This window comes from Allobosea sp. 10N428 (assembly GCF_056394545.1).
This window is the reverse complement of the sequence record NZ_JBFTIC010000001.1, coordinates 761457-782774: the sequence shown is the minus strand read 5'-3', so window position 1 is coordinate 782774 and position 21318 is coordinate 761457. Positions and strand designations below refer to the sequence as shown.

The 21318-nt window shown below is 66.3% G+C and carries 23 protein-coding genes; 14 read left to right on the top strand and 9 right to left on the bottom strand.

What is annotated here, in order from left to right; translation table 11 throughout:
* Positions 1-44: 44 nt before the first annotated feature.
* Entirely contained in the window at positions 45-1562 is a 1518-nt protein-coding gene (locus AC1DDA_RS03620; protein ID WP_476794668.1) for a sensor histidine kinase, read from the bottom strand.
* Between the two features lie 85 nt (positions 1563-1647).
* Here AC1DDA_RS03620 and AC1DDA_RS03615 point away from each other — a divergent pair, with 85 nt between their 5' ends.
* The 5 genes from AC1DDA_RS03615 (at position 1648) to AC1DDA_RS03595 (ending at position 4532) form a co-directional block, all read left to right on the top strand.
* Positions 1648-2199: a thermonuclease family protein gene (locus AC1DDA_RS03615; protein ID WP_476794667.1), complete on the top strand. Its 552-nt coding sequence runs from the start codon at positions 1648-1650 to the stop codon at positions 2197-2199.
* A 119-nt stretch (positions 2200-2318) separates the two neighbouring features.
* Positions 2319-2930: a glutathione S-transferase family protein gene (locus AC1DDA_RS03610; protein WP_441512318.1), complete on the top strand. Its 612-nt coding sequence runs from the start codon at positions 2319-2321 to the stop codon at positions 2928-2930.
* Positions 2930-3397 (top strand): hypothetical protein, encoded by a 468-nt coding sequence (locus AC1DDA_RS03605; protein ID WP_476794666.1) that lies wholly within the window; start codon positions 2930-2932, stop codon positions 3395-3397. Before AC1DDA_RS03610 ends, AC1DDA_RS03605 begins: the two co-directional genes overlap by 1 nt.
* A complete protein-coding gene (locus AC1DDA_RS03600) occupies positions 3397-3864 on the top strand; it encodes a hypothetical protein (protein ID WP_476794665.1) in 468 nt (155 codons plus the stop codon). The genes AC1DDA_RS03605 and AC1DDA_RS03600 overlap by 1 nt, the downstream gene beginning before the upstream one ends.
* Positions 3861-4532 (top strand): uracil-DNA glycosylase family protein, encoded by a 672-nt coding sequence (locus AC1DDA_RS03595; protein WP_476794664.1) that lies wholly within the window; start codon positions 3861-3863, stop codon positions 4530-4532. Before AC1DDA_RS03600 ends, AC1DDA_RS03595 begins: the two co-directional genes overlap by 4 nt.
* 26 nt (positions 4533-4558) lie before the next feature.
* On the opposite strand, the gene AC1DDA_RS03590 is transcribed toward AC1DDA_RS03595, so the two are convergent.
* The 3 genes from AC1DDA_RS03590 to AC1DDA_RS03580 all read right to left on the bottom strand — a co-directional run bounded on the left by AC1DDA_RS03590 (position 4559) and on the right by AC1DDA_RS03580 (position 7524).
* Positions 4559-4942 carry a porin family protein gene (locus tag AC1DDA_RS03590; RefSeq protein WP_441512322.1) on the bottom strand — a complete coding sequence of 128 codons (384 nt, stop codon included), beginning with the start codon at positions 4940-4942 and terminating at the stop codon, positions 4559-4561.
* Between the two features lie 163 nt (positions 4943-5105).
* A complete protein-coding gene (locus tag AC1DDA_RS03585) occupies positions 5106-6200 on the bottom strand; it encodes a TRAP transporter substrate-binding protein (RefSeq protein WP_476794663.1) in 1095 nt (364 codons plus the stop codon).
* Positions 6201-6438: 238 nt separating this feature from the next.
* On the bottom strand, positions 6439-7524 hold the full coding sequence (locus tag AC1DDA_RS03580) for a TRAP transporter substrate-binding protein (protein ID WP_476794662.1): 1086 nt from the start codon (positions 7522-7524) through the stop codon (positions 6439-6441).
* Between the two features lie 188 nt (positions 7525-7712).
* Between AC1DDA_RS03580 and AC1DDA_RS03575 the strand changes: the two genes are divergently transcribed.
* The 3 genes from AC1DDA_RS03575 to AC1DDA_RS03565 are packed head-to-tail and all read left to right on the top strand — an operon-like array spanning position 7713 to position 10071.
* Positions 7713-8225, top strand: coding sequence for a GNAT family N-acetyltransferase (locus AC1DDA_RS03575; protein ID WP_476794661.1), 513 nt, complete (start codon positions 7713-7715; stop codon positions 8223-8225).
* 23 nt (positions 8226-8248) lie between these two features.
* A complete protein-coding gene (gene speB, locus AC1DDA_RS03570; protein ID WP_441512326.1) occupies positions 8249-9301 on the top strand; it encodes an agmatinase in 1053 nt (350 codons plus the stop codon).
* Positions 9298-10071 carry a hypothetical protein gene (locus tag AC1DDA_RS03565; protein ID WP_476794660.1) on the top strand — a complete coding sequence of 258 codons (774 nt, stop codon included), beginning with the start codon at positions 9298-9300 and terminating at the stop codon, positions 10069-10071. Before speB ends, AC1DDA_RS03565 begins: the two co-directional genes overlap by 4 nt.
* Positions 10072-10108: 37 nt before the next feature.
* Here AC1DDA_RS03565 and AC1DDA_RS03560 read toward each other — a convergent pair whose 3' ends face one another.
* Positions 10109-10783, bottom strand: a complete 675-nt coding sequence (locus AC1DDA_RS03560) for a spermidine synthase (protein ID WP_476794659.1) — start codon at positions 10781-10783, stop codon at positions 10109-10111.
* A 179-nt stretch (positions 10784-10962) separates the two neighbouring features.
* On the opposite strand from AC1DDA_RS03560, the gene AC1DDA_RS03555 reads away from it, so the two are divergent.
* The 4 genes from AC1DDA_RS03555 (at position 10963) to AC1DDA_RS03540 (ending at position 14663) form a co-directional block, all read left to right on the top strand.
* Entirely contained in the window at positions 10963-12165 is a 1203-nt protein-coding gene (locus AC1DDA_RS03555) for an MFS transporter (RefSeq protein ID WP_476794658.1), read from the top strand.
* Positions 12166-12373: 208 nt separating this feature from the next.
* Positions 12374-13147 (top strand): transporter substrate-binding domain-containing protein, encoded by a 774-nt coding sequence (locus AC1DDA_RS03550; RefSeq protein WP_441512330.1) that lies wholly within the window; start codon positions 12374-12376, stop codon positions 13145-13147.
* Positions 13148-13221: 74 nt separating this feature from the next.
* Positions 13222-13950, top strand: coding sequence for an ABC transporter permease (locus tag AC1DDA_RS03545; RefSeq protein WP_441512331.1), 729 nt, complete (start codon positions 13222-13224; stop codon positions 13948-13950).
* Positions 13947-14663: an ABC transporter permease gene (locus AC1DDA_RS03540; protein ID WP_476794657.1), complete on the top strand. Its 717-nt coding sequence runs from the start codon at positions 13947-13949 to the stop codon at positions 14661-14663. Before AC1DDA_RS03545 ends, AC1DDA_RS03540 begins: the two co-directional genes overlap by 4 nt.
* A 24-nt stretch (positions 14664-14687) precedes the next feature.
* On the opposite strand, the gene map is transcribed toward AC1DDA_RS03540, so the two are convergent.
* Positions 14688-15440, bottom strand: a complete 753-nt coding sequence (gene map / locus AC1DDA_RS03535) for a type I methionyl aminopeptidase (protein ID WP_476794656.1) — start codon at positions 15438-15440, stop codon at positions 14688-14690.
* Between the two features lie 134 nt (positions 15441-15574).
* Between map and AC1DDA_RS03530 the strand changes: the two genes are divergently transcribed.
* Entirely contained in the window at positions 15575-16441 is an 867-nt protein-coding gene (locus AC1DDA_RS03530; protein ID WP_476794655.1) for an NAD(P)-dependent oxidoreductase, read from the top strand.
* Between the two features lie 51 nt (positions 16442-16492).
* Here AC1DDA_RS03530 and AC1DDA_RS03525 read toward each other — a convergent pair whose 3' ends face one another.
* Both AC1DDA_RS03525 and solA read right to left on the bottom strand, forming a co-directional pair.
* Complete coding sequence (locus tag AC1DDA_RS03525) at positions 16493-17410, bottom strand: DMT family transporter (RefSeq protein WP_476794654.1); 918 nt, start codon at positions 17408-17410, stop codon at positions 16493-16495.
* 22 nt (positions 17411-17432) lie between these two features.
* Positions 17433-18572, bottom strand: a complete 1140-nt coding sequence (solA, locus tag AC1DDA_RS03520; protein ID WP_476794653.1) for an N-methyl-L-tryptophan oxidase — start codon at positions 18570-18572, stop codon at positions 17433-17435.
* A 233-nt stretch (positions 18573-18805) separates the two neighbouring features.
* On the opposite strand from solA, the gene AC1DDA_RS03515 reads away from it, so the two are divergent.
* Complete coding sequence (locus AC1DDA_RS03515; RefSeq protein ID WP_476794652.1) at positions 18806-20503, top strand: methyl-accepting chemotaxis protein; 1698 nt, start codon at positions 18806-18808, stop codon at positions 20501-20503.
* Between the two features lie 46 nt (positions 20504-20549).
* On the opposite strand, the gene AC1DDA_RS03510 is transcribed toward AC1DDA_RS03515, so the two are convergent.
* Positions 20550-21314: a hypothetical protein gene (locus tag AC1DDA_RS03510; protein ID WP_441512338.1), complete on the bottom strand. Its 765-nt coding sequence runs from the start codon at positions 21312-21314 to the stop codon at positions 20550-20552.
* Positions 21315-21318: the final 4 nt, after the last annotated feature.

The following is a 21318-nucleotide window of genomic DNA, read 5'->3' as shown; positions in this document are numbered from 1 at the left end:
ATCGATGGGGCGAGATTCGGGCGTTGCCGCCGCGGATTTGCAGTTCATGCCGCCCGCGACTTCGGCTCGGGCAGGGCGGCGAGGGTGTCCATCACGCGCTCGGCCGGCAGGGTGATGGTCACTTCCGTCCCGGCGCGCGGCTTCGATTTCAGGTTGAAGCTGCCGCCGTGGAGATCGATCAGTCCCTTGACGATCGGCAGGCCCAGCCCCGAGCCCTGCTCGGCGGTTTTGATGGCGAGCGAGCCGCGCCCGAAGCTCTGCATCACGATCGGGATCTCGTTCTCGGGGATGCCGGGCCCGGTATCGGCGACCGAGACATACTGTCCGCCCGTCGCCGTCCAGCCGACCTTGATCGTGACCTCGCCGCCCTGGGGCGTGAATTTGATCGCGTTCGAGAGCACGTTGAGGACGACCTGCCGGATGGCGCGCTCATCGGCCCAGACCCGCGGCAGTTGCGGCTCTGCAAGCGTGCGGATGCTCTGGCCCTTGGCCTTGGCGCGCATTGCCAGCATGTGCCGGCAGTCCTCCACGATGTCGACGAGCGACAGCGCCTCCTCGTTCAGCTCGTATTTGCCGGCTTCGATGCGCGACAGGTCGAGGATTTCGTTGATCAGGTTCAGCAGGTGCTGGCCCGAGCCGTGGATATCGGCCGAATATTCCTTGTAGGCGGCATTGGCGTGCGCGCCGAAGATCTCGCTCTTCATCACCTCGGAGAAGCCGAGGATGGCGTTGAGCGGCGTGCGCAGCTCGTGGCTCATCGTGGCGAGGAAGCGCGACTTGGCGAGATTGGCTTCCTCCGCCTTGCGCCGGGCCTCGTCGGAATTCGCATTGGCGGTTTCGAGCTCGGCGATCAACGCGTCCTTCTCGGCCCGGAAGCCGATCGAGTCGACCGAGCTGGCATAGAGCCGGTTGGCCAGGAAGATGAAGAAGAGCTGTGCCGAGGCCGCCATCAGCGCCATCGTCACGCTGTCCATGTCGCGCCGTTCCCAGAAGAACGCCATGATGCCGGCGATGATCGGCGTCAGCCCGGCATAGACCGCGATGGGAATCGTGGCGGAGAGCATGACCGTGAGCGCGCTGACGATGAGCAGCGCCGTGGTGACGAAGACCTTCGCGCCGGGAGCCTCGACAGGCGCGAACAGCAGCAGCAGAAGCGCCCATGAGAAGCCATGAATGCCCTCCGCCAGGGTGAAGAGCCGGCGCCAGCGTTTCAGCCGCACCGTATCGGCGGGCTTGCGCAGATAGCGGCGCGACAGGGCGACGATGATGAGCGTGCTGGCTAGGACCGTGGCGCTCCACAGCGCGACATACATGGTCGGCAGCCACAGACAGGCGGCTGCGGCGATGCCGATCACCAGCACCAGCGTGCCGGCGGAGCCGGTCAGGCGGTATTGCGCGAAGACGCGCAGCAATTCGGAATCGAAGGCGCGCTCGAGCCCGGTCGAGGACGTCAGGCGCTCGCGCACGGATTTCACTTCCCGTGAAACGTGCTTGCGGCGCGCCACGACGGAAGGATCGGGCCCGCGCCCGCGCTGCACCTGTTCGGCCGTCACTTCCGCCATGGTCGGAAAGATGTATCCTCGTGCCGCCGCGCGGGATGCGCAAACGGCTCGCCATCATGGACACCAAATCGTTAAGCTCTTCCTGATGGCTCCCTTCGGATTTAGCAGCTCTCGTTCCGGCCCCTTCGGCTGGCGCCGTGTCGGCCGCGTCACGGATTTCGCCGTGGCGCTCGGCTTTCTCGGCTTTTTGGCGCTCGCTGGTGCGATCCTGCAATACCGCCTCGGCCCCGCCCGGACGCTGGTGGGACCTGCGCAGGCGATCGATGGCGATTCGCTGAGGCTGCTCGGCGAGGAGCTGCGGCTGGAGGGGATCGACGCCCCTGAATATCGCCAGAGCTGCACCGACCGGGCCGGCCGGCAGGTTTTCTGCGGGCGCGAGGCGCGGCGTGCCTTGCAGGCCATGCTGGCCGGGGGCATGGCGACCTGCGAGATCGGCAAGGTCGATCGCTACGGCCGCGGGCTGGCCCGCTGCCGGGTGGGCGAGGAGGACGTCAATGCGCGCATGGTCCGCGACGGCCAAGCTGTGTCCTATGGTGCTTATCGGGCCCAGGAGGATGAGGCGCGGGCCGCCGGGCGCGGTCTCTGGGCGCTCCAGTTCGAGCGGCCCGAGGCCTGGCGTCGTGCCCATCCGCGCTGACCCCGGGCCCTCCCGGCGGATGCGGCATCGCCCGCCTTGCTGGTGTCACGAAACCGCAGCATGTGGTTGACCTTCCGGCGCGGGCCGTGATCCGGTGCACCGGAGACGGAGAACATCTGATGAAGCTCTACGATGGCGGGCGGGCGCCAAATCCGCGGCGGGTCCGCATCTTCTTCGCGGAAAAGGGCGTGGCGCTGCCGGATCTGGTGGCGATCGACATCGCCAAGAAGGAGCATCGGACCGAGGCCTTCGCCCGGATCAACCCGGCGCAGCGCCTGCCGGTGCTCGAACTCGACGATGGCACCGCGCTTGCCGAGACCATCGCGATCTGCCGCTACATCGAGGCGCTTCATCCCCAGCCGGCGCTGTTCGGCCGCGATCCGAAGGAGCAGGCGACCATCGAAATGTGGAACCGGCGGATCGAGCTCGGGCTGTTCGCCAGCGTTGCCGCCGTCTTCCGCCACAGCCATCCGTCCATGGCAGAGCTTGAGGACCAGGTCCCCGAATGGGCGGAGGCCAATCGGGACCACGTGGACGACCATCTCTGGCTGCTGGAATTGCAGCTTGCCGGCAATGCCTTCGTCTGCGGCGAAGCCCTCTCCGTGGCGGATATCACCGCCGGCATCGCCATCGACTTCATGAAGCCCTCACGCATTCCGCTCGCCGAGGACTTCGTCCATATCCGCCGCTGGCACGATCAGCTGTCGACGCGTCCGAGCTGGAAGGCGTGATGCGCCGGTTGTTCCCGTTCCTGTTGACTCTGCTGGTTCCGGTCACCGCGGCGCAGGCGGTCGAACGCCTGAGCGGCGAGGCGATCGAGCGCGCCTTTCGCGGCAACACGGTGTCCGGGCGCTACACCAATGGCGGCTTCTTCACCGAGTATCACGATCCGAACGGGCAGGCGCTCGGCCATAATGGCTGGCAGCCCAATACCGATGCCTGCTGGATCACCAAGCCGGACCGCATCTGCTACTATTACGGCCCGCCGAGCGATCGCACGGTGCATTGCTTCACCGTCGAGATGAGCGGCGACCTCTACGTGCTGCGCAACGTCGGCAACGGCATGGTCAATGCGCTGGCCAAGGTCGAACTCGGCAATCCGCGCAACCATACCGACAACGGCACGCCCTGGTATTGCGACGGTTTGATCTCGCGCGCCCCGGCGCCGCCGATGAGCCGGAAGCTGGCGCAACGCTGATGCGACGGTGCTCGGGCATCGCGGCCGCGGTCCTTGGGCTTCTCGCCGCGACCGGTGCCGGCGCGGCCGAGCGGCTGAACGGCGAGCAGATCCGGCGGCTGTTCGAAGGCAACACCGTCTCCGGTGTCTATACCGGCACCAACCTGCCGTTCAGCGAGTTTCACCATCCCGACGGTCGCGCGAGCGGTCACAACCGCGGCGTGTCGAACAAGGATGCCTGCTGGACGACGACCGCCGATGCGATTTGCTACTACTACGGTCCGCAGGAAACGCGCCGGACCTATTGTTTCACTATCGAGGTCAGCGGCGATCTCTATGTCATCCGCAACCATCCGAGCGGCCGCATCAACGGTCTCGCCCGGATCGAGAAGGGCGATCCGCACGACTATGCGGCGAAGCAGCCCGCTTGGGTGTGCGATGGGCTGATCTCGCAGGCTCCCGGACGTTCCAGGCTGGCAAGGCGATGAGCGCGCCGGAAACGCTCGACGAGGTGCTGGCGGAACTGCGGGCCTGCCGGATTTGCCGCGACGCGCCGCTCTACCTGCCGCCGTTGCCGCACCAGCCGCGCCCGGTGATCCAGGCTTCCGCGACGGCGCGGCTCTGCATCGCCGGGCAGGCCCCGGGCACGCGCGTTCATGCCAGCGGCCGCCCGTTCACCGACCCTTCCGGCGTGAGGCTGCGGAACTGGCTCGGCATCGACGAGGCGGCGTTCTACGACGCTGCCAAGGTCGCCATCGTGCCGATGGGGCATTGCTTTCCGGGGCTGGACGCGAAGGGCGGAGACAAGCCGCCGAGGCGGGAATGCGCGCCGGCCTGGCGCGGGCGGCTCTTCGCGGCACTGCCGCGGATCGAGCTTGTGCTCGCGATCGGGCGCTATGCCCAGGGCTGGCATCTGGGTGCAAAGGAGGCCGCCAATCTCTCGGGGACGGTGTCGAACTGGCGTGAGATCCTGGCCCGGCCGGTGCATCCGCGCGTGCTGCCGCTGCCGCACCCGTCCTGGCGCAACAACGCCTGGCTCAAGCGCAATCCCTGGTTCGAGCGGGAGTTGGTTCCCGTGCTTCAGGCGGAGGTCGCGCGGCTACTGAAGCCTAAGGACGAGAGCGTCCTCGAGAGCAGCGGACACCGGCTCGCGTGACGACAACGCATTAGAAAATAAAGAGATCAGTAGCGGAACGGCCCGGAATCCAGGCCGCGATCGACCCCGCCGCGAACGCTGAGGACCGAGCGGACAGGCCCGAGGGCGGTCTGGCCACGGCTTTCGAGATAGGCCATCCCGTCCGCGCGGCTGCCATAACCGTTGCGCGAGCTCTTCCCGAACTCGGCGCGGACCGAGCCGCCGGCCCGGACGCAGAGGGAGGAGCCTTCGAGGCGGACGAAGCCGGCGCCGTATTCGGGGCAGGGGCGGGCGCCTTTGCTGGCCGCGGGGGCGGGTTTGCTGAAGGATTCGCGAGGAGCGGCGCGCCCCGGCAAGGGCTCGCCGAGCGATTGCGCTGTGGCTGCGGTCGCAAGGCAGGTCAGGAGCAGGGCGAGGACGGTGCGGGGCATGGCGATTTCCGAACGATGACGCCTGCTAACCGCAAAGCAAGGCGCGGTCGTGGCATCTCTCCCTTGATAGCATGGCGCGTGTCGCCGAGGGAGTGGTGCAACGTCATGAAAAACCCCGGCTTGCGCCGGGGTAAGTATCGCTCGCGTTGGAAGCTCCGTTGGGTCAGAGCAGGTTCGAAACACGCGAGCGGATCAGGAAGTTGTCGTAGGTGTATTCCGCGATCTGGAACCATAGATATTGGTCGCCGCGGAAGGCCGACATCGAATCGTAGATCTTCTTGAAGTCCGGATTCTTGGCGCTGGTTTCCACGTAGACTTCCTTCGATGCCTTCAGGCAGGCTTCGAGGATCTCCTGCGAAAACGGGCGCAGCTGCGCGCCGGCGGCGACGAGGCGCTTGAGCGCGGCCGGATTGCGGGCGTCGTACTTCGCCTGCATGTCGATATTCGCCTGGGCGGCGGCTGTCGTGAGCAGCGACTTGTAGACCTTCGGCAGTTCGTTCCACTTCGCCGTGTTGATGAAGAAGTGGAGCGAGGCTCCGCCCTCCCACCAGCCGGGATAGTAGTAATAGGGCGCGACCTTGTTGAAGCCGAGCTTCTCGTCATCGGCGGGGCCGACCCACTCCGCCGCGTCGATGGTTCCCTTCTCCAGCGCCGGGTAGATATCCCCGCCGCCGATCTGTTGCGGCACGACGCCGAGCTTGCTCATCACCTGCCCGGCAAAGCCCCCGATGCGCATCTTCACGCCCTGCAGGTCGGCGGCGGTCTTGATCTCCTTGCGGAACCAGCCGCCCATCTGGCAGCCGGTATTGCCACCGGGCAGGGCGTAGATGTTCGCCTTTTTGTAGAACTCGTTCAGCAAATCCATACCGCCGCCATGGTAAAACCAGGCGTTCTGCTGGCGGGAATTGAGTCCGAACGGCACGGCCGTGCCGAAGGCGAAGGTCGGGTCTTTTCCGACATAGTAGTAGGAGGCGGTGTGGCACATCTCGACGGTGCCGTTCGTCACGGCATCCGCCGCCTGCAGAGCCGGCACGATCTCGCCAGCTGCGAAAACCTGAATTTGGAAATTGCCGTCAGTCGCTTCTGAAACGGCCTTGGCCAGAACTTCCGAGGCGCCGTAGATCGTATCGAGCGATTTCGGGAAGGACGAGGTGATCCGCCATTTGATCTCCGGCATCGGCTGCGCAATGGCCGGGCTCGCGATAGTTCCCGCAGCTGCCCCGATTGCTGCGGTCTTCAGGAATAGACGACGCTTCATCCAGTTTGCCCTCCCTCAGAGGCATGCACGCCGGTTTTCCGGTCGTTGCTGACACACGCCAGCAAAGCAGGTCTGGATTTCGGCGCAAGATGTATTTGCATGGCAATCATGCAATTTCGTCATGGAATGCGGGACAGAGCCGATAATCGGCAATGGATCGCTCGCCGCGGCGACCAGCCAAATAAAAAAGGCCCGGCGTGATGCCGGGCCTTCGAAACAACGATTTGGCGTCCGCCGTTCAGCGTGCGCGCGTGCGCACCTGGAAGACGTCGAAGCTCAGCTCCGCCACCTGCCACCAGAGATACTGGTCGGAACGGAACGCGGCCATGGTCTCGATCGCCTTCTTGAAGTCCGGGTTCTTCGCCGAAATTTCGGAATAGAGCTCGTTCGAGGCCTTGAGGCTCGCTTCCAGCACGTCCTGCGGGAAGGGGCGCAGCTGCGTGCCGGCCGCAACCAGGCGCTTCAGCGCCGGCGGGTTCACGACGTCATAGCGCGCCGCCATCTGGGTGTTCGCATAGGTGCAGGCGGCGGTGAGCGCGGCCTGATAGGTCTTCGGCAGCGAGTTCCACTTCTCGAGGTTCACGAAGGCGTGGACGGTCGGTCCACCCTCCCAGAAGCCCGGATAGTAGTAGTACGGCGCGACCTTGGCGAAGCCGAGCTTCTCGTCGTCATAGGGCCCGACCCACTCGGCGCCGTCGATGGTGCCCTTCTCGAGCGCCGGGTAGATGTCGCCGCCGCCGAGCTGCTGCGGCACGACGCCGAGCTTCTGCAGCACCGAGCCGGCGATACCGCCGATGCGCATCTTCAGGCCCTGGAGATCGGCGGTGGACTTGATTTCCTTGCGGAACCAGCCGCCCATCTGCGCGCCGGTATTGCCGCAGGGAAGGCCGTAGGCGTTGAACTTCTTGTAGAATTCGTTGAACATCTCGTTGCCGCCATGCTGGAACAGCCAGGCGTTCTGCATGCGGGCGTTGAGGCCGAACGGCACCGAGGCGGGGATCGCGAAGGTCGGGTCCTTGCCGACATAGTAATACGAGACGGTGTGGCACATCTCGACGGTGTTGTTCGTGACGGCGTCGAGAGCCTGCAGGGCCGGGACGATTTCGCCGGCGGCGAAGACCTGGATCTGGAACTTTCCGTCGGTCAGCTCGGAGACCATCTTGGCCATGATCTCGGCACCGGCATAGATCGTATCGAGCGACTTCGGGAAGCTCGAGGCCAGGCGCCACTTCACCTCGGGATTGGACTGCGCAACCGCAGGCATGGCCACAGCGCTGGCCGCGGCGCCGGCAGCCGCGGTCTGAATAAACTGACGACGCTTCATCTAGCGATTCTCCTCGGACATTCAGGGGGTGCGGGCGTTTCGAAAGGGGTTCTGTCGCCCGACGTTCCGAAACGCGTTGTAGCGAATGGATTTTCGAAGCGCGAGGGATTTCATCGATGATTCTTGCGACTTTCGGCTAGTTCCGATGCATCTCTTGGCTCGCTCCCGCGGCGATGCTTAAAGCGGCCATGATCGAGACTGAAAACCTGCGGCTGCGCCGCCCTGAGATCGATGATCTCGATGCGATCCACGCGATGCGCAGCAACCCGGATGTCGTTCGCTACCTCGGCGGCCGGGCGCTCAGCCGGGAGGAGGCCTGGCATCGGTTGACCCGCATCGCCGGCCATTGGACTCTGCGCGGATATGGCATGTTCATGGCGGTCGAGAAGCGCAGCGGCGCCTTCGTCGGCGAGATCGGCCTGTTCGACGGTTGCCGTGGGCTGTCCCCGCAGTTCGACAGTGCTCCCGAGGCTGGTTGGATTTTGGCCGCGGAGGCTCACGGCAAGGGCTATGCAAGCGAAGCGGCGGCTGCCGCTCACGGCTGGTTTGCGGCGACCCATGGCGCGCGGCGCAGCGTCTGCATCATCGCGCCCGAGAACGTTGCTTCCCTACGCGTCGCGCAAAAGCTCGGCTACAAGGGCTTCGGACAGGTCGAATATCAGGACCACACGGTGCTGATGCTCGAGCGCATTCCGGGCTGAGGCAAGTCCGCGAGGAGGCAGGCATGGATCAGGACAGGCTTAACCGGCTCAGGCAGCGCTACGCCGGCGCCAGCGGCGGCGACATTCACGATCCGCGCTTTGCCAAGGTCGCGGCAGGCCAGTTCACCGGCGACAGGCGCAAATGGCCCTTCGCCGATGTCGCGACCTTCGTCGGTGCGCCCTATCGCCCGGATGCCCTCGCCAAGCCCGATATCGGCGGCCTCGATGTTGCGATCATCGGCGTGCCGATGGATCTGGGCGTGACCAACCGGGCAGGCGCCCGCCTCGGCCCGCGCGCTGTCCGTGCCATCGAGCGAATGGGCCCCATGGATCATGCGCTCGGCACGGCGCCCTTCACCATGATCAAGGCCGCCGATGTCGGTGACGTGCCGTTCCGTTCGCGCTATTCGCTCGAAAGCTGCCATGAGGATATAGAGGCGACCTTCCGGACGATCGTCGAGGCCGGCGTCTCGCCGCTGGCGGTGGGCGGCGATCACTCCATCACCTATTCGATCCTCAAGGCCGTGGGAGCGAAGCGCCCGGTCGGCATGGTGCATATCGACGCTCATTGCGACACGTCCGGCCCCTATGAGGGCTCGAAGTTCCATCATGGCGGCCCGTTTCGCCAGGCGGTGCTGGATGGCGTGCTCGACCCCGAGCGCGTCATCCAGATCGGCATCCGCGGCGGCGCCGAGTATCTGTGGGAGTTCTCCTACGAGTCCGGCATGACCGTGATCCATGCCAATGAAGTCGACGACCTCGGTCTTGATGCGGTGATCGCCAAGGCGTTGGCCGTGATCGGCGACGGGCCGACCTATGTCTCCTTCGATGTCGATTCGCTCGACCCCGGTTTTGCGCCCGGCACCGGCACGCCCGAAGTTGGCGGCTTGACGCCGCGCGAGGCACTGGCGATTTTGCGCGCGCTCAAGGGGCGCGACATCGTGGCGGCTGATGTCGTCGAGGTCGCGCCGCAATACGATGCGACCAGCAACACGGCGCAATGCGCGGCGCAGGTTCTCTTCACCGAGCTCTGCCTTCTGGCTGAGGCTCGCGCCGCAGGAAAAGGAAGACCATGACGAGGTTCGGTTCGATCGCACGGCTCGCCGCCCTGGGCGGGGCCTGTCTCCTGGGGTTCGCAGCGCGCGCCGAGGTGCCGCAGAACGGATCGGCCTATATGGACGCCGCCGCCGCGTCGGTCGAGACGATGATGAAGGCGTCGGAGAGCCAGCCGAGCCTGCCGCGCCTGGCCGATCCCGTCGAAGGCAAGGTGCTGGCTGACGTCTGGGACGAGCAGGCCATCCTCGGCAAGAAGCCCTACACGGGCGCCGATATCCCGGCGTTGCTGAACATCGTCCAGAAGCAGACGAGGATCCTGCAGGCCTATACCCTGTTCTCGGCCGATCGGAAGCCGCCGGACACGGCCAAGAACGTCGCCGAGTACCAGGACGAGTTGACGCGGACCCATGTCTTCCTGCTGAAGGCTGTCGCAGCGTCGCTGCAGGCGATCAACAATTTCGGCGCGCATCTGCAGGCCGACGAGAAGACCGATGCTCGCTTTCACGGCATCCGGCAAATGCGCCTAGGCCTGCAGCAGATCGTCACCGGAGCGGCGCTGGCGCTGCGCAATCCGGCGTTGAAGCCTCAGAATCAGCTCTTGATCGCACGCAGCCTTGCCGAGAACGCGGCCGATATCGCCGCTGGCATCGCGCCCCCGGATCGGCAGGCGCTGATCGCGTCTTTGCAGGCGGCTCAGCCCGTCCTGAAGCCGGATGCGCAGAAGGCGGTTGGCGAATTCATCCAGACCGTTTCGGCGGCCCCCTGCGACGGGCTCTGCCGGCTCAACTGAGGAGATCGGCCGGTATCCCGGCCGTTCTTCGGTATCGCTAGCGCCGCGCCGCCAGCCAGATCACATGCCGCGCCCCGCCGCCCGTGCGGCGGGCGCGTGCCGTGATCTCCTCGGTGACGAAGCCTGCACTGCGCAGGCGCCGGGTGAAGCCGTGGTCCGGGCCCGACGACCAGACCGCGAGGATGCCGCCCGGCCGCAGCGCCTCCTTGGCGGCGTGCAACCCTCCTGCCGCATAGAGCCGGTCATTGCCGGCGACTGTCAGCCCTTTCGGCCCATTGTCGACATCGAGCAGGATCGCGTCGTAGCGGCCCCTGGCGTCGGTGATGACGCCGGCCACGTCGGCGACGGTCAGTTGTGTGCGCGGATCGTCCAGGCAGCCGGCGAAGACCGCCGCCATCGGCCCGCGCGCCCAGTCGACGACGGCGGGGATCAGTTCGGCCACCTCGACCTCTGCATCCGGCGGCAGATGGGAGAGGGCGGCGCGCAATGTGAATCCCATGCCGAGTCCGCCGATCAGCATTCTGATTCCAGGGCGCTGGCCCAGCCGCTCGCAGACCAGCTTCGCCAGCGCCTCCTCCGAGCCGCTGAGGCGGCTGTTCATCAGCTCGTTGCTGCCCAGCATGATCGAGAACTCGCTGCCCCGCTGTTTCAGGCGCAGATCTCCGCTGCCATCGGGCAGGGGGGCGCTGTCGAGGACCGTCCAGGGAATCACGTTGCTCTCACCTGTGTCTGAACCCGCCTTATAGCCTTCGCGCGTCCGAAGCGTATCGGTCGGATTTCCATGCCCTCAGTGCATGGGGCTGCGTCGTTTTCGCTGCTGCTATGGCGTGTCGGAATGGCTATTCCATGTTGCGGCGCAGCATCGCGCGCCCATCCCTTCGAAAGCCACTTATGAGCCTTGCCGCGCATGATCGCAGCCTGAACACAGGCACGTCCGCCATTCGCTCGACGCCGGTCGGGCTGGTACTGTTCGCGCTCGCCATGGGCGGTTTCGCGATCGGCACGACCGAATTCGCGGCGATGAGCCTGTTGCCCTATTTCTCGGCCGGCCTCGGCATCGACGAACCCACCGCGGGGCATGTCATCAGCATCTATGCGCTCGGCGTCGTGGTCGGCGCGCCGCTGATTGCGGTGCTGGCGGCGCGGGTGCCGCGCCGCACGCTGCTGATCGGCCTGATGACGGTCTTCGCGATCGGCAACGGCCTGAGCGCTTTGGCGCCGAACTATCACTGGATGCTGGCCTTCCGCTTCTTGAGCGGCCTGCCGCACGGCGCCTATTTCGGCGTCGCGGCGCTGGTCGCCGCTTCGCTCTCGCCGCCGAACCGGCGGGCGCAGTCGGTCGCGCGAGTCATGCTCGGCCTGACGATCGCGACGATTCTCGGCGTTCCCGCCGCGAGCTGGATGGGGCAGGTCCTGGGCTGGCGCTCTGGCTTCGCCATCGTCGCGGGGCTGGCGCTGCTGACGGTCCTGCTGATCGCGCTCTACGCGCCGCGCGACAAGGTCCAGCCCGGCGCGAGTCCCTTGCGGGAGCTCGGCGCGCTGAAGCGTCGGCAGGTCTGGCTCACGCTCGCCACCGGCGCGATCGGTTTCGGCGGACTCTTCGCGGTCTACGCCTATCTCGCCTCGACCCTGATGGCGGTGACCGGTGCTTCGCCCGCGCTTGTGCCGGTCGTGCTCGCCGTCTTCGGGCTTGGACTGACACTCGGCACGCTCTTCGCCGGCTGGGCGGCAGACCGGGCGCTGGTTCCGGCAACTGCCGGCCTCTTGCTCTGGAGCGCTTTCTGGCTCGCGGCTTTCCCCTTTGCTGCCGGCAACATCTGGGCGGTGTCGCTGGTCGTCTTCATGATCGGCAGCGGCGGCGGTCTCGGTGCCATGCTGCAGACGCGCCTGATGGATGTCGCCGAGGACGCGCAGACGCTGGCCGCCGCGCTCAACCACAGCGCCTTCAACACCGCCAATGCGCTCGGCCCGTGGCTCGGCGGCATGGCGATCGCTGCTGGCTATGGCTGGACCTCGACCGGCTGGGTCGGTGCGGCGCTTGCGCTGGGCGGCCTTGCGATCTGGATCGTGGCGGTCATCGACGCTCGTCGCTGAAACGCGCGGCCCGGTCGGGCCTCCCGCACAACGCCAGTCTTCTCCTTTGGCAGTATTGACCTCGTTGCCAGCCCTTTGGGCGGTGCCGGCCGTCAAAAGCTGCGGGACACCCTCTTGCGGGTAAGGCGAAACTGCGCCCAATCTGTCGCAGCGGGGTCGGACCGGGGACAAGGGTAAATCCGGCGGCCTCGAAACTGCGGGAGGTTTCATGAAGGGTTTCGTTCGTTTCGTCGCTGCTGCGGCGCTGACGCTGGCTGGTGCGACAGGCGCTCTCGCCCAGGCCAAGGAGTGGAAGGAGATTCGGATCGGCACCGAAGGCGCCTATCCGCCCTACAACAATCTGAACGCCAAGAAGGAGCTCGAGGGCTTCGAGATCGATTACGGCAACCTGCTCTGCGAGAAGATGAAGGTGAAATGCACCTGGGTGGTGCAGGATTGGGATGGCATCATCCCGGCGCTGCTCGCCAACAAGTATGACGTCATCTTCGCCGGCATGAACGCCACCGACGAGCGCAAGAAGCGGGTCGACTTCACCGCGGTCTACAGCAAGACGCCGATCTGGGCGATCGGGCCGAAGAGCACCAAGTCGGACGACATCTCGCCGGCCGCGCTCAAGGGCAAGTCGGTCGGCACCCAGGGCTCGACCATTCACGCCAACTATCTCGAGAAGTTCTACAAGGACTCCGACATTCGCCTCTACCCGACGCAGGAAGAAGCGAATCTCGACCTGCTCAACGGCCGTCTCGACTACATCGTCGCCGACGCGCTCGCGCTGTCCGACTTCCTTCGGGGCAAGGGCAAGGATTGCTGCCGCAAGATCGCCGAGGTGAAGCGCGACGACGCCATCCATGGCCCCGGCGTCGGCGGCGCCGTGCGCAAGTCGGACCCGGAGCTCAAGGAGAAGATCAGCAAGGCCATCGCCGAGACCATGGCCGACGGCTCGCACAAGAAGCTCGAGGACAAGTGGTTCAAATACGACTGAGCCGGCTGTGCTGAACCGTTCCCGCCGGCCCGGCTGGGCCGGCGGGCATAAGCTTCTCCTGCCCCGGCATCTTCATGCTCGATAAATTCGCGCTGCTCGGCTTCGGCCCCGAAGGCTGGGGCTGGGCCCTGCTGCAGGGCGCCGCCGTCACGATCTCGATCGCGCTGGCGACGCTGCCTTTCGGCCTTGCGCTGGGGCTGATCGTCGCGCTCGGCAAGCGCTCCGACAACGCGCTGCTGCGCTGGATCTCCACGCTCTACACCACCGTCTTTCGCGGCGTGCCCGAGCTGCTCACGCTCTACATCATCTATTTCGGCATCCAGATCCTGCTTCAGCAGCTCTGGCAGAGCCTCGGCCTGCCCGGTTCCTTCAGCATGCCCCCCTTTGTTGCGGGCATGGTCGCGCTCGGCGTCGTGCTCTCGGCTTTCTCCAGCGAGGTCTGGGTCGGCGCGCTGAACTCGATCCAGAAGGGCCAGCGCGAGGCTGCCGCGGCGCTCGGCTTGAGCAAGGGCCAGGCCTTCCGGCTTGTCGTGCTGCCGCAGCTCGTCCGTGTGGCGCTGCCCGGCCTCGGCAACAACTGGATGGTGCTGCTCAAGGAGACTTCGCTGGTCTCGGTCATCACCCTGCCGGACATCATGTTCATCACGACCCGCGCCAATGTCGTGACCAAGGAACCCTTCCTGTTCTTCGGCGCGGCGATGATGATCTACCTCTTCTTCTCGCTTATCTCCGCCCGGACGATCGACGGGCTGGAAAGGCGCGCCAACCGCGGCTTTGCGGCCTTCGGGGGCGCGACGCGATGAACTGGTGCGAATATCCCGGCTGGTTCGTCGGTAGCGAAGTCCTGCAGAACTACGGCTGCCGGATGGCGTCCGGCCTCTGGATCACGGTCGAGCTGGTCTTCTTCTCGGTGCTGCTCGGCTTCGTCATGGCTTTCGGCCTTGCGGTCGCGAGGCTTTACGGGGCGCCCTGGGTCGGCAAGCTGGTGAGCGGCTACACCACCTTCTTTCGGGGGACGCCGCTACTCTGCCAGCTTTTCCTCGTCTATTACGGCCTCRGTCAGTTCCGGCTGTTCTGGCAGGATGTCGGGCTGTGGTGGTTCTTCCGCGATCCGTTCTATTGCGCGCTCCTCACCTTCACGATCAACACGGCGGCCTATCAAGCCGAGATCCTGCGCGGCGCGATCCAATCCATCCCGCGCGGGCAGTTCGAGGGGGCGCTCTCGCTCGGGCTGCATCGCTGGGCGACACTGCGTCTCGTGATCATGCCGCAGGCGATGATCCTGGCGCTGCGCCCGCTCGGCAACGAGCTGATCGTGATGATCAAGGCGAGCGCCATCGCCTCGCTGGTCACGCTCTTCGACCTGATGGGCGCGACGCGGCTGGCCTTCGCCCGCTCCTTCGACCTGTCGATCTATCTTTATGCGGCGCTGATCTATCTCGTGCTGGTCGAGATCATCCGGCGCGTCTGGGACAGAGTCGAATTGAGGCTCAGCCGGCATCTCTCGCTACGCTGAGCCGGCCGTAGCCCGGCGCGGGCTTCAGCCCGGCAGGGTCAGGACGACGGCGCCGCGCGGTGTCGCGACCACGGTGTGCTCGTACTGGACTGTGGGCGCGCGGGGATCGCTGTAGAGCGTCCAGCGATCGCCATCCCCTTGTTCTGCCCAGTCCGCGCCCAGCGAGAGAAACGGCTCGACGGTGAAGACGAGCCCGTTCGTCATGGTCCGGCGCTCGCCCCGGTCCGGCCAGGTCGCAATCTCCGTCGGCTCCTCGTGGAGCGAGCGGCCGACGCCGTGGCTCGCCAGGTTGCGCACGAGCGTATAGCCGTTGTTGTCCGCGAAGCGCCCCACGGCCTGGCCGATGCCTGCGAGCGGCTTGCCGGCGCCGACCTGCCCGATGCCGGCCCATAGCGCGCGCCGGCCGTCGCGGCACAGCCGCTCGACCTTCGGCTTGACCGGCGGCACGGCGAACGAGGCTCCGGTATCACCGAAGAAGCCGTCCTTCTCCGCCGAGACGTCGATATTGACGAGATCGCCCGCGAGGATGCGCCGCTCGCCGGGAATGCCGTGGGCGATCTCCTCGTTGACGCTGATACAGGTCGCGCCAGGGAAGCCGTAGGCCAGTTCGGGGGCCGGGCTTGCGCCGTGCCGCTCGAGGAAATCGCGCCCGATCGCGTCGAGTTCCGCAGTGGTCATGCCGGGCTCCAGCGCCTTGCCCATGGCTGCAAGCGCGCGAGCCACGATGCCGCCGATCTCCTTGAGGGCCTGCAATTCGTCGTCGTTCGATATGGTCATGGACCGCAGCTAAGCCGCCAGTCTCCCGGCTGCAACGGAAAATGCCGCATGGGCCGTTGGCGCGCATCCGCCTTCCCGGACCGGCAACGGCGCGCTAAAGCGTTTCAGTCTTCAAAAAGGAGCGGGAGCTGCTTATGGCCAAAGTCGCGTTCATCGGTCTCGGCGTGATGGGATATCCCATGGCGGGCCATCTCAAGGCCAAGGGCCATGAGGTCACCGTCTACAACCGCAACCCGACGAAGGCGCAGGCCTGGGTCGCCCAGCATGGCGGCTTGTCCGCAGCGACACCGGCCGATGCCGCCAAGGGCCAGGAGATCGTCTTCGCCTGCGTCGGCAACGATGACGATTTGCGCTCGGTGACGACAGGCGAGAATGGTGCCTTCGCGGGCATGGAGAAGGGCGCGGTCTTCGTCGATCACACCACCGCGTCGGCCAATGTCGCGCGCGAGCTCTACGAGGCATCGAAGCAGGGCGGCTTCGGCTTCGTCGACGCGCCCGTCTCGGGCGGGCAGGCTGGCGCCGAGAACGGCGTTCTGACCGTGATGTGCGGCGGCGAGCCTGAGACCTACGCCCGCGTCGAACCGGTCATCGCGAGCTTTGCCCGGATGTGCCGCCTGATGGGCCCGGCCGGCTCCGGCCAGCTCACCAAGATGGTCAACCAGATCTGCATCGCCGGCCTGGTCCAGGGCCTGTCCGAGGGCGTGCATTTCGCCAAGCGCGCCGGGCTCGACGTCGAGACCATGCTGGAGGTGATTTCCAAGGGCGCCGCCGGCTCCTGGCAGATGGAGAACCGCGGCAAGACGATGAACCAGAACAAGTTCGATTTCGGCTTCGCCGTGGACTGGATGCGCAAGGACCTCGGCATCGTCCTCGACGAGGCCCGCCGCAATGGCGCACAGCTGCCGGTCACCGCGCTGGTCGATCAGTTCTACGCCGAGGTGCAGAAGATGGGCGGCAATCGCTGGGACACCTCCAGCCTGATCGCTCGCCTGGAGCCGTAAAGCGGCGCTGACACCGGAAACCTGAGACGGGCCCTCGCGGCCCGTCCACCGTCAGGCGGCCTCTTTCGAAGGATCGGGGCGGCGGTCGAGCTTCAGCCGGGAATCCGGTCGCACGCGCTGCCGGTGCATCGCGTAGAGCCCGCTGCCGACGATCAGCCCGATGCCGAGGAAGGCGAAGAGATCGGGCACGTCGCCCCAGACGAGATAGCCGAGCAGTGTCGCGAAGACGATGACGGCGTAGCGGTACTGCGAGATCACGCCGACATCGGTGCGGCGGAACGCGCTGATGATGAAGAAGGTGCCGACTGTGACCAGAACGGCGGCCAGGGCGACATAGACGGTCTCGAGCCGCCAGACCGGCAGCCATTGTTCGGTCAGGCCGTAGCCGAGCGCGGCGACGCCGACGAGGACCGTCGTGGTGAGCGAAACGACTGTCGAGGGCACGTCATCGCCGATGGTGCGGGTCGCGAGATCGCGGCAGGCGACGAGGAAGGTGCTGAACAGGGCGACAAGCGCTGCGGAATTGAAGGAGGCCGCGCCCGGCTTCACCACGAACAGCACGCCGATGAAGCCGACGGTCAGCGCCGTCGTCCGCCGCCAGCCGACGCGTTCCATCCCCAGAACCACCGCAAGCGCGACGATGAGCAGGGGCGAGGCCATGTTGATCGCGGTGATGTTGGCCAGCGGCAGCAGCCCGAGCGACCAGCCGAAAGTCAGCGCGCTGAGGGCCTCAAGGCCCCCGCGCAGCAGCACGCGCGGCCTGAAGGCCATGGCGAGGCGGTCGCTCTCGCGGGCGAGGAAGACAAGCCCGAAGCCGACGACGATCGCGAAAGCCGTCCTCAGCGCGATGGCTTGACCGGCCGGGTAGGTCTGGCGCGCCAGCTTCATCAGCGTGTCGTTGAGGACGAAGAGCGACATGGCCGCGAGCATGAAGATGATGCCGCGGCGATTTTCGGCTGCGCTGGCCAAAGGGATATCCTGCCGGAAAGGCTCAGGCCGCGAAGCGGGAAAGCGAGAAAGGAGAGAGGTCGAAGGGTGAATGGCCGGTGGTCGACAGATCGGCGAGGATTTCCCCGATCGCGCTGGCGAATTTGAAGCCATGGCCGGAGCAGGCCGAAGCGAAGACGGCCTGCGGCACGCCCGGCACCGTGTCGATGATGAAATCCTCGTCCGGTGAGACCGTGTAGACGCAGCCCTTGACCGTCAAAGGCTCGCCCGCCGCATCGGGAAGGTAGCGCGCGAGGCACTCTCGAATGAGGCTGACCTGGTTCTCGCTCGGAGTCCTGTCCGGCTCGCGCGGATCCATCGGCTCGCGCCCGAAATGCGGCCCGCCGAGCTTGAAGCCGGGGTGCTCATAGAGCGGGAAGCCGTAGAAATTGCCTTCCTCGACGCTGAGAATGAACACGGGGAAGGCGCCTTCGCGGAACAGCTCGGGGCGGCGCGTGGTGAACCAGCCGATCGCCTGCTTCACGGTGTTGACCCGCTGCGATAGCGCCGGCACCGCATCCGCGATCCAGCCGCCCGAGGTGATGACGAGGCGACCGGCGGAATAGGTTCCGCGCTCGGTGCGCACGATGACGCCGCCTTGCGCGGTCGGCGTCCAGTCCAGCAGCGGTTCGTTGATGCGGATGTCGGCGCCGCGCGATTGCGCCAGGCCGACATGGGCATAGATCGCCTTCTCGGAGGCGACGAAGCCCCCATCGGGCTGCCACAGGCCGATATGCCCTGCCGGCAGCTGGAAGCCGGGAAAGCGCCGCATCACCTCGGCCCCCTCCAGAACCTCATGCGTCAGCCCGTGGTCGAGGCAGGATTGCAACGAGGATTCGACAGGTCCGCCGCCCTTCGGCGCGAGATCGAGCGAGCCGGTGACATGCAGCAGCTTGAGCCCTGCCTGCTTGCCGGTCTCGGCCCAGAGCTCATGCGCCCTGCGCACGATCGGGACGTAGTGCGAGCCCTCGAAATAGGCGAGCCGGATGATCCGAGTCAGGCCGTGGGAGGAGCCCATGGCGTGGCCGAGGTCGAACCGCTCGAGCCCCAGCACCTTGAGACCGCGCTGGGCCAGGTGCCAGCAAGCCGCCGACCCCATGGCGCCGACCCCCGCGACGATGACGTCATAGCTGTGCTGGCTCATGGCTCTTGCCCGTGAGATGCGGAAGGCCAAGCCATACAGGCGCCTGGGAGGACGGTCCAATGCTTCTGCGGCACAGGCGCCGTGCAGCCGTCGAGGAAGCTTTTTGTTAACCCTCGCCACCCATAACCGATTCAGGGCTGACCTTAGGTGAGACTGGGCTGGGGATGCAGGGCAGGATACGACGCTGGCTGAGCGCCCGAACTGCAGCTGGCAGCGAGGCTTCACCGGAGCCGATGACGGCCGAGACGGCAGAGGCGCCGGCTCCACAGATCGCCCCCAGCGATCTCTCCGTCCGCGATGCGGTTGATGATATCGAGCGCGATATCCTGTTCGCGATGGATCGGCTCACGAAGGAATTGGGCGAGGTCGAGAAGCTGTCGGCCGATTCCGAAAGCGGCTCGCGCACCATTCTGGAGAGCGCCGGCAGCATGCGTATGGCCGTTGGCGCCGCGAGCGAGAACGCTTCGGTCCTTGCGGCGGCGTCGCAGCAGGTTTCGCAGTCGGCCGAGCAGGTCGACAGCGCCATGGCCAGCGTTCGGGACCGGCTCGACGCTGCCGTCGCGCGCGCTGGCCAGGCCACCTTGATGCTTGATGGGCTCGCCGAGGCGACCGGTGAGATCCGCGGCATCGTCGATTCCATTGCGGAGATCGCCCGCCAGACCAATCTGCTGGCGCTCAATGCGGCCATCGAGGCGGCCCGTGCCGGCGAGGCCGGGCGCGGGTTCGGTGTCGTCGCGCATGAGGTGAAGACGCTCTCCATCGCGGTGAGCGAGGCCGTCGAGCACATCCGCAGCAGGGTCGATCGGCTCACCCACGCAGCGCAGAGCTCGACCGGCATCGTCAACGAAGCGCTCCAGATCGTGCGGGACGTCAATCCGCTCATGAGCACGATCAGCGAGGCCTCACAGGAGCAGGCGGCCTCGACGGCGGAATTGTCGCGCAATGCCCGCGAGGCGGCGCTTTTCGTCGAGGGCGTGGCACGCCGCGCCGATGAAATCGATCGCATCGCGCATGCCACGGTCGCCGAGAGTGAGCGGGTGCGCCGCGCCTCCGAAAAGGGCAGCCGGCTGGTCGGCCGCATGCTCCGGCGCTTCAAGCCGGTCCTGCGGCACTCTGCCTTTGCCGACAGGCGGCGCTTCGATCGCTTTCCGACCGCGCGCCGTGCCCGGCTGATGCTCGGCGGTATCGATCTGTCGACCCGCATCGTCGATGTCGGCCGCGGCGGCGCGCTTCTCGCCGACGCGCAGTCTGCCCGGTTCGGCGGCGGCGTGGGCACGCTTACCATTGACGGTCTGCCGCCGCTTCCTTGCCGGATGGCAGGGCAAAGCGAGCAGGGATTGCACCTCGCTTTCGATCCGGACGCAGTCGCCGGCAGCGGTGCGCTGGCGCAGATGATCGAGGACATCGAGCGTTCCTATCGGCCGCTCATCGAGCGCGCCCAGGACTTTGCCCGCGAAGTGGCCGCGGTGATGGAAGCCGCGATCGAGAAGGGGCTTGTGGCGGAAGAAGACCTGTTCGAGGCGGATTACACGCCGGTTCCCGAGAGTGACCCGCTCCAATATCTGAGCCCGAGCCTGCCTGCGCTGGAAGCGCTCTTGCCGCCACTCCTGGAGAGGGCGCTGGCGAGCGATCCGCGTCTGGTCTTTGCCGTGCCGAGCGATCGCAACGGCTATGTGCCGGTGCATCACACCGAGACGTCCCTGATGCCGCGCAGCCATGATCCGGCCTGGAACGCGATTCATGCCCGCAACCGTCGCATTCTCGAGAGCCGTTCCGGCATCAGCGCGAGCCGCTCTGTGCGTCCGTTCATGGTCCAGCTCTGCCATCATGACTTCGGGAATGGCAGCAGCGAGGCGCTGAGCGAGATCAACGCGCCGCTGCGCGTGCGCGGGCGCCATTGGGGCGGCGTGCGGATGGCCTACAGGCTCTGAAACCCGCCACGCGCCGGCCCAAGCAGGGCAGGCGGCTTGGTCGAGGCTACAGCCTGTCCCAGGTCACCGCGATGTTGAGCTTCTGAAAGGCCTGCTTCCAGAGCGTGGCGGTCTGCTCCAGCCGGTTCGGGTCGTAGACGCCCTGAACCTGATGGATGCTGAGCGTCCACGTCTTCGCACCCGAATCCTGCCAGACTTTATCGAGCAAGCGCCGCAGCCGCTCCGGGTCGCGCGCGCCGGCGGCATTGCCGAAGACGGTGAACTGCCCGGAGTTCTGCAGCATGTCCGAGACGAGGACGAGCGAGCGGTCGCCATTCGGCACGCGGTTCTCGCGGCGCGACACCACGTCGCCGATGGCCTCGACGATCGGAGACTGGTTGCCCTTCGCCGGCTGTGTCAGCACGGTCAACGCATCGTCGAGCGGGCGGCCGAATTTCTCGACCCATTTCACATATTCGCGGCGCGGATTGCCGATCAGCTCGCTTGCGGTCTTGCCGGGGTTGCACAGCGAGATCAGGGCCGGGAAGCCGGGCTCGAAGACGTCGTTGAAGACGTAGATCGAGAGCATGCGCTCGGCCGGCAGCTCGTCGCCGATCTGCTTGACCAGCTTCTTCAGCCGTCCGGCCTGCACCTCGCTCCACGGATCGGTCTTGTCGACGAGGATCAGCGTATGGCCGACCGGGCCGGTCTTCGGGCACAGCGTCTCCTGGTCGCGCGGCGGGCCGCGCAGCAGGGAAGGGGCCGCGAAGAAGCCAACGAGCGCGACGCCCGCGAGCAGGGAGGCGACGATGGCCAGGTTCTCGGTCTTCATGCCC

Excerpts from the sequence above, each read along its gene's own strand:
- AC1DDA_RS03545 (WP_441512331.1), top strand. The coding sequence starts at position 13,222 with ATGCTCGATAAATTCGCGCTGCTCGGCTTCGGCCCCGAAGGCTGGGGC.
- AC1DDA_RS03530 (WP_476794655.1), top strand. The coding sequence starts at position 15,575 with ATGGCCAAAGTCGCGTTCATCGGTCTCGGCGTGATGGGATATCCCATG.
- AC1DDA_RS03610 (WP_441512318.1), top strand. The coding sequence starts at position 2,319 with ATGAAGCTCTACGATGGCGGGCGGGCGCCAAATCCGCGGCGGGTCCGC.
- AC1DDA_RS03515 (WP_476794652.1), top strand. The coding sequence starts at position 18,806 with ATGACGGCCGAGACGGCAGAGGCGCCGGCTCCACAGATCGCCCCCAGC.
- AC1DDA_RS03555 (WP_476794658.1), top strand. The coding sequence starts at position 10,963 with ATGAGCCTTGCCGCGCATGATCGCAGCCTGAACACAGGCACGTCCGCC.
- AC1DDA_RS03585 (WP_476794663.1), bottom strand. The coding sequence starts at position 6,200 with ATGAAGCGTCGTCTATTCCTGAAGACCGCAGCAATCGGGGCAGCTGCG.
- solA (WP_476794653.1), bottom strand. The coding sequence starts at position 18,572 with ATGAGCCAGCACAGCTATGACGTCATCGTCGCGGGGGTCGGCGCCATG.
- AC1DDA_RS03580 (WP_476794662.1), bottom strand. The coding sequence starts at position 7,524 with ATGAAGCGTCGTCAGTTTATTCAGACCGCGGCTGCCGGCGCCGCGGCC.
- AC1DDA_RS03575 (WP_476794661.1), top strand. The coding sequence starts at position 7,713 with ATGATCGAGACTGAAAACCTGCGGCTGCGCCGCCCTGAGATCGATGAT.
- AC1DDA_RS03510 (WP_441512338.1), bottom strand. The coding sequence starts at position 21,314 with ATGAAGACCGAGAACCTGGCCATCGTCGCCTCCCTGCTCGCGGGCGTC.
- AC1DDA_RS03615 (WP_476794667.1), top strand. The coding sequence starts at position 1,648 with ATGGCTCCCTTCGGATTTAGCAGCTCTCGTTCCGGCCCCTTCGGCTGG.
- AC1DDA_RS03590 (WP_441512322.1), bottom strand. The coding sequence starts at position 4,942 with ATGCCCCGCACCGTCCTCGCCCTGCTCCTGACCTGCCTTGCGACCGCA.
- AC1DDA_RS03600 (WP_476794665.1), top strand. The coding sequence starts at position 3,397 with ATGCGACGGTGCTCGGGCATCGCGGCCGCGGTCCTTGGGCTTCTCGCC.
- map (WP_476794656.1), bottom strand. The coding sequence starts at position 15,440 with ATGACCATATCGAACGACGACGAATTGCAGGCCCTCAAGGAGATCGGC.
- AC1DDA_RS03595 (WP_476794664.1), top strand. The coding sequence starts at position 3,861 with ATGAGCGCGCCGGAAACGCTCGACGAGGTGCTGGCGGAACTGCGGGCC.
- AC1DDA_RS03565 (WP_476794660.1), top strand. The coding sequence starts at position 9,298 with ATGACGAGGTTCGGTTCGATCGCACGGCTCGCCGCCCTGGGCGGGGCC.
- speB (WP_441512326.1), top strand. The coding sequence starts at position 8,249 with ATGGATCAGGACAGGCTTAACCGGCTCAGGCAGCGCTACGCCGGCGCC.
- AC1DDA_RS03605 (WP_476794666.1), top strand. The coding sequence starts at position 2,930 with ATGCGCCGGTTGTTCCCGTTCCTGTTGACTCTGCTGGTTCCGGTCACC.
- AC1DDA_RS03550 (WP_441512330.1), top strand. The coding sequence starts at position 12,374 with ATGAAGGGTTTCGTTCGTTTCGTCGCTGCTGCGGCGCTGACGCTGGCT.
- AC1DDA_RS03620 (WP_476794668.1), bottom strand. The coding sequence starts at position 1,562 with ATGGCGGAAGTGACGGCCGAACAGGTGCAGCGCGGGCGCGGGCCCGAT.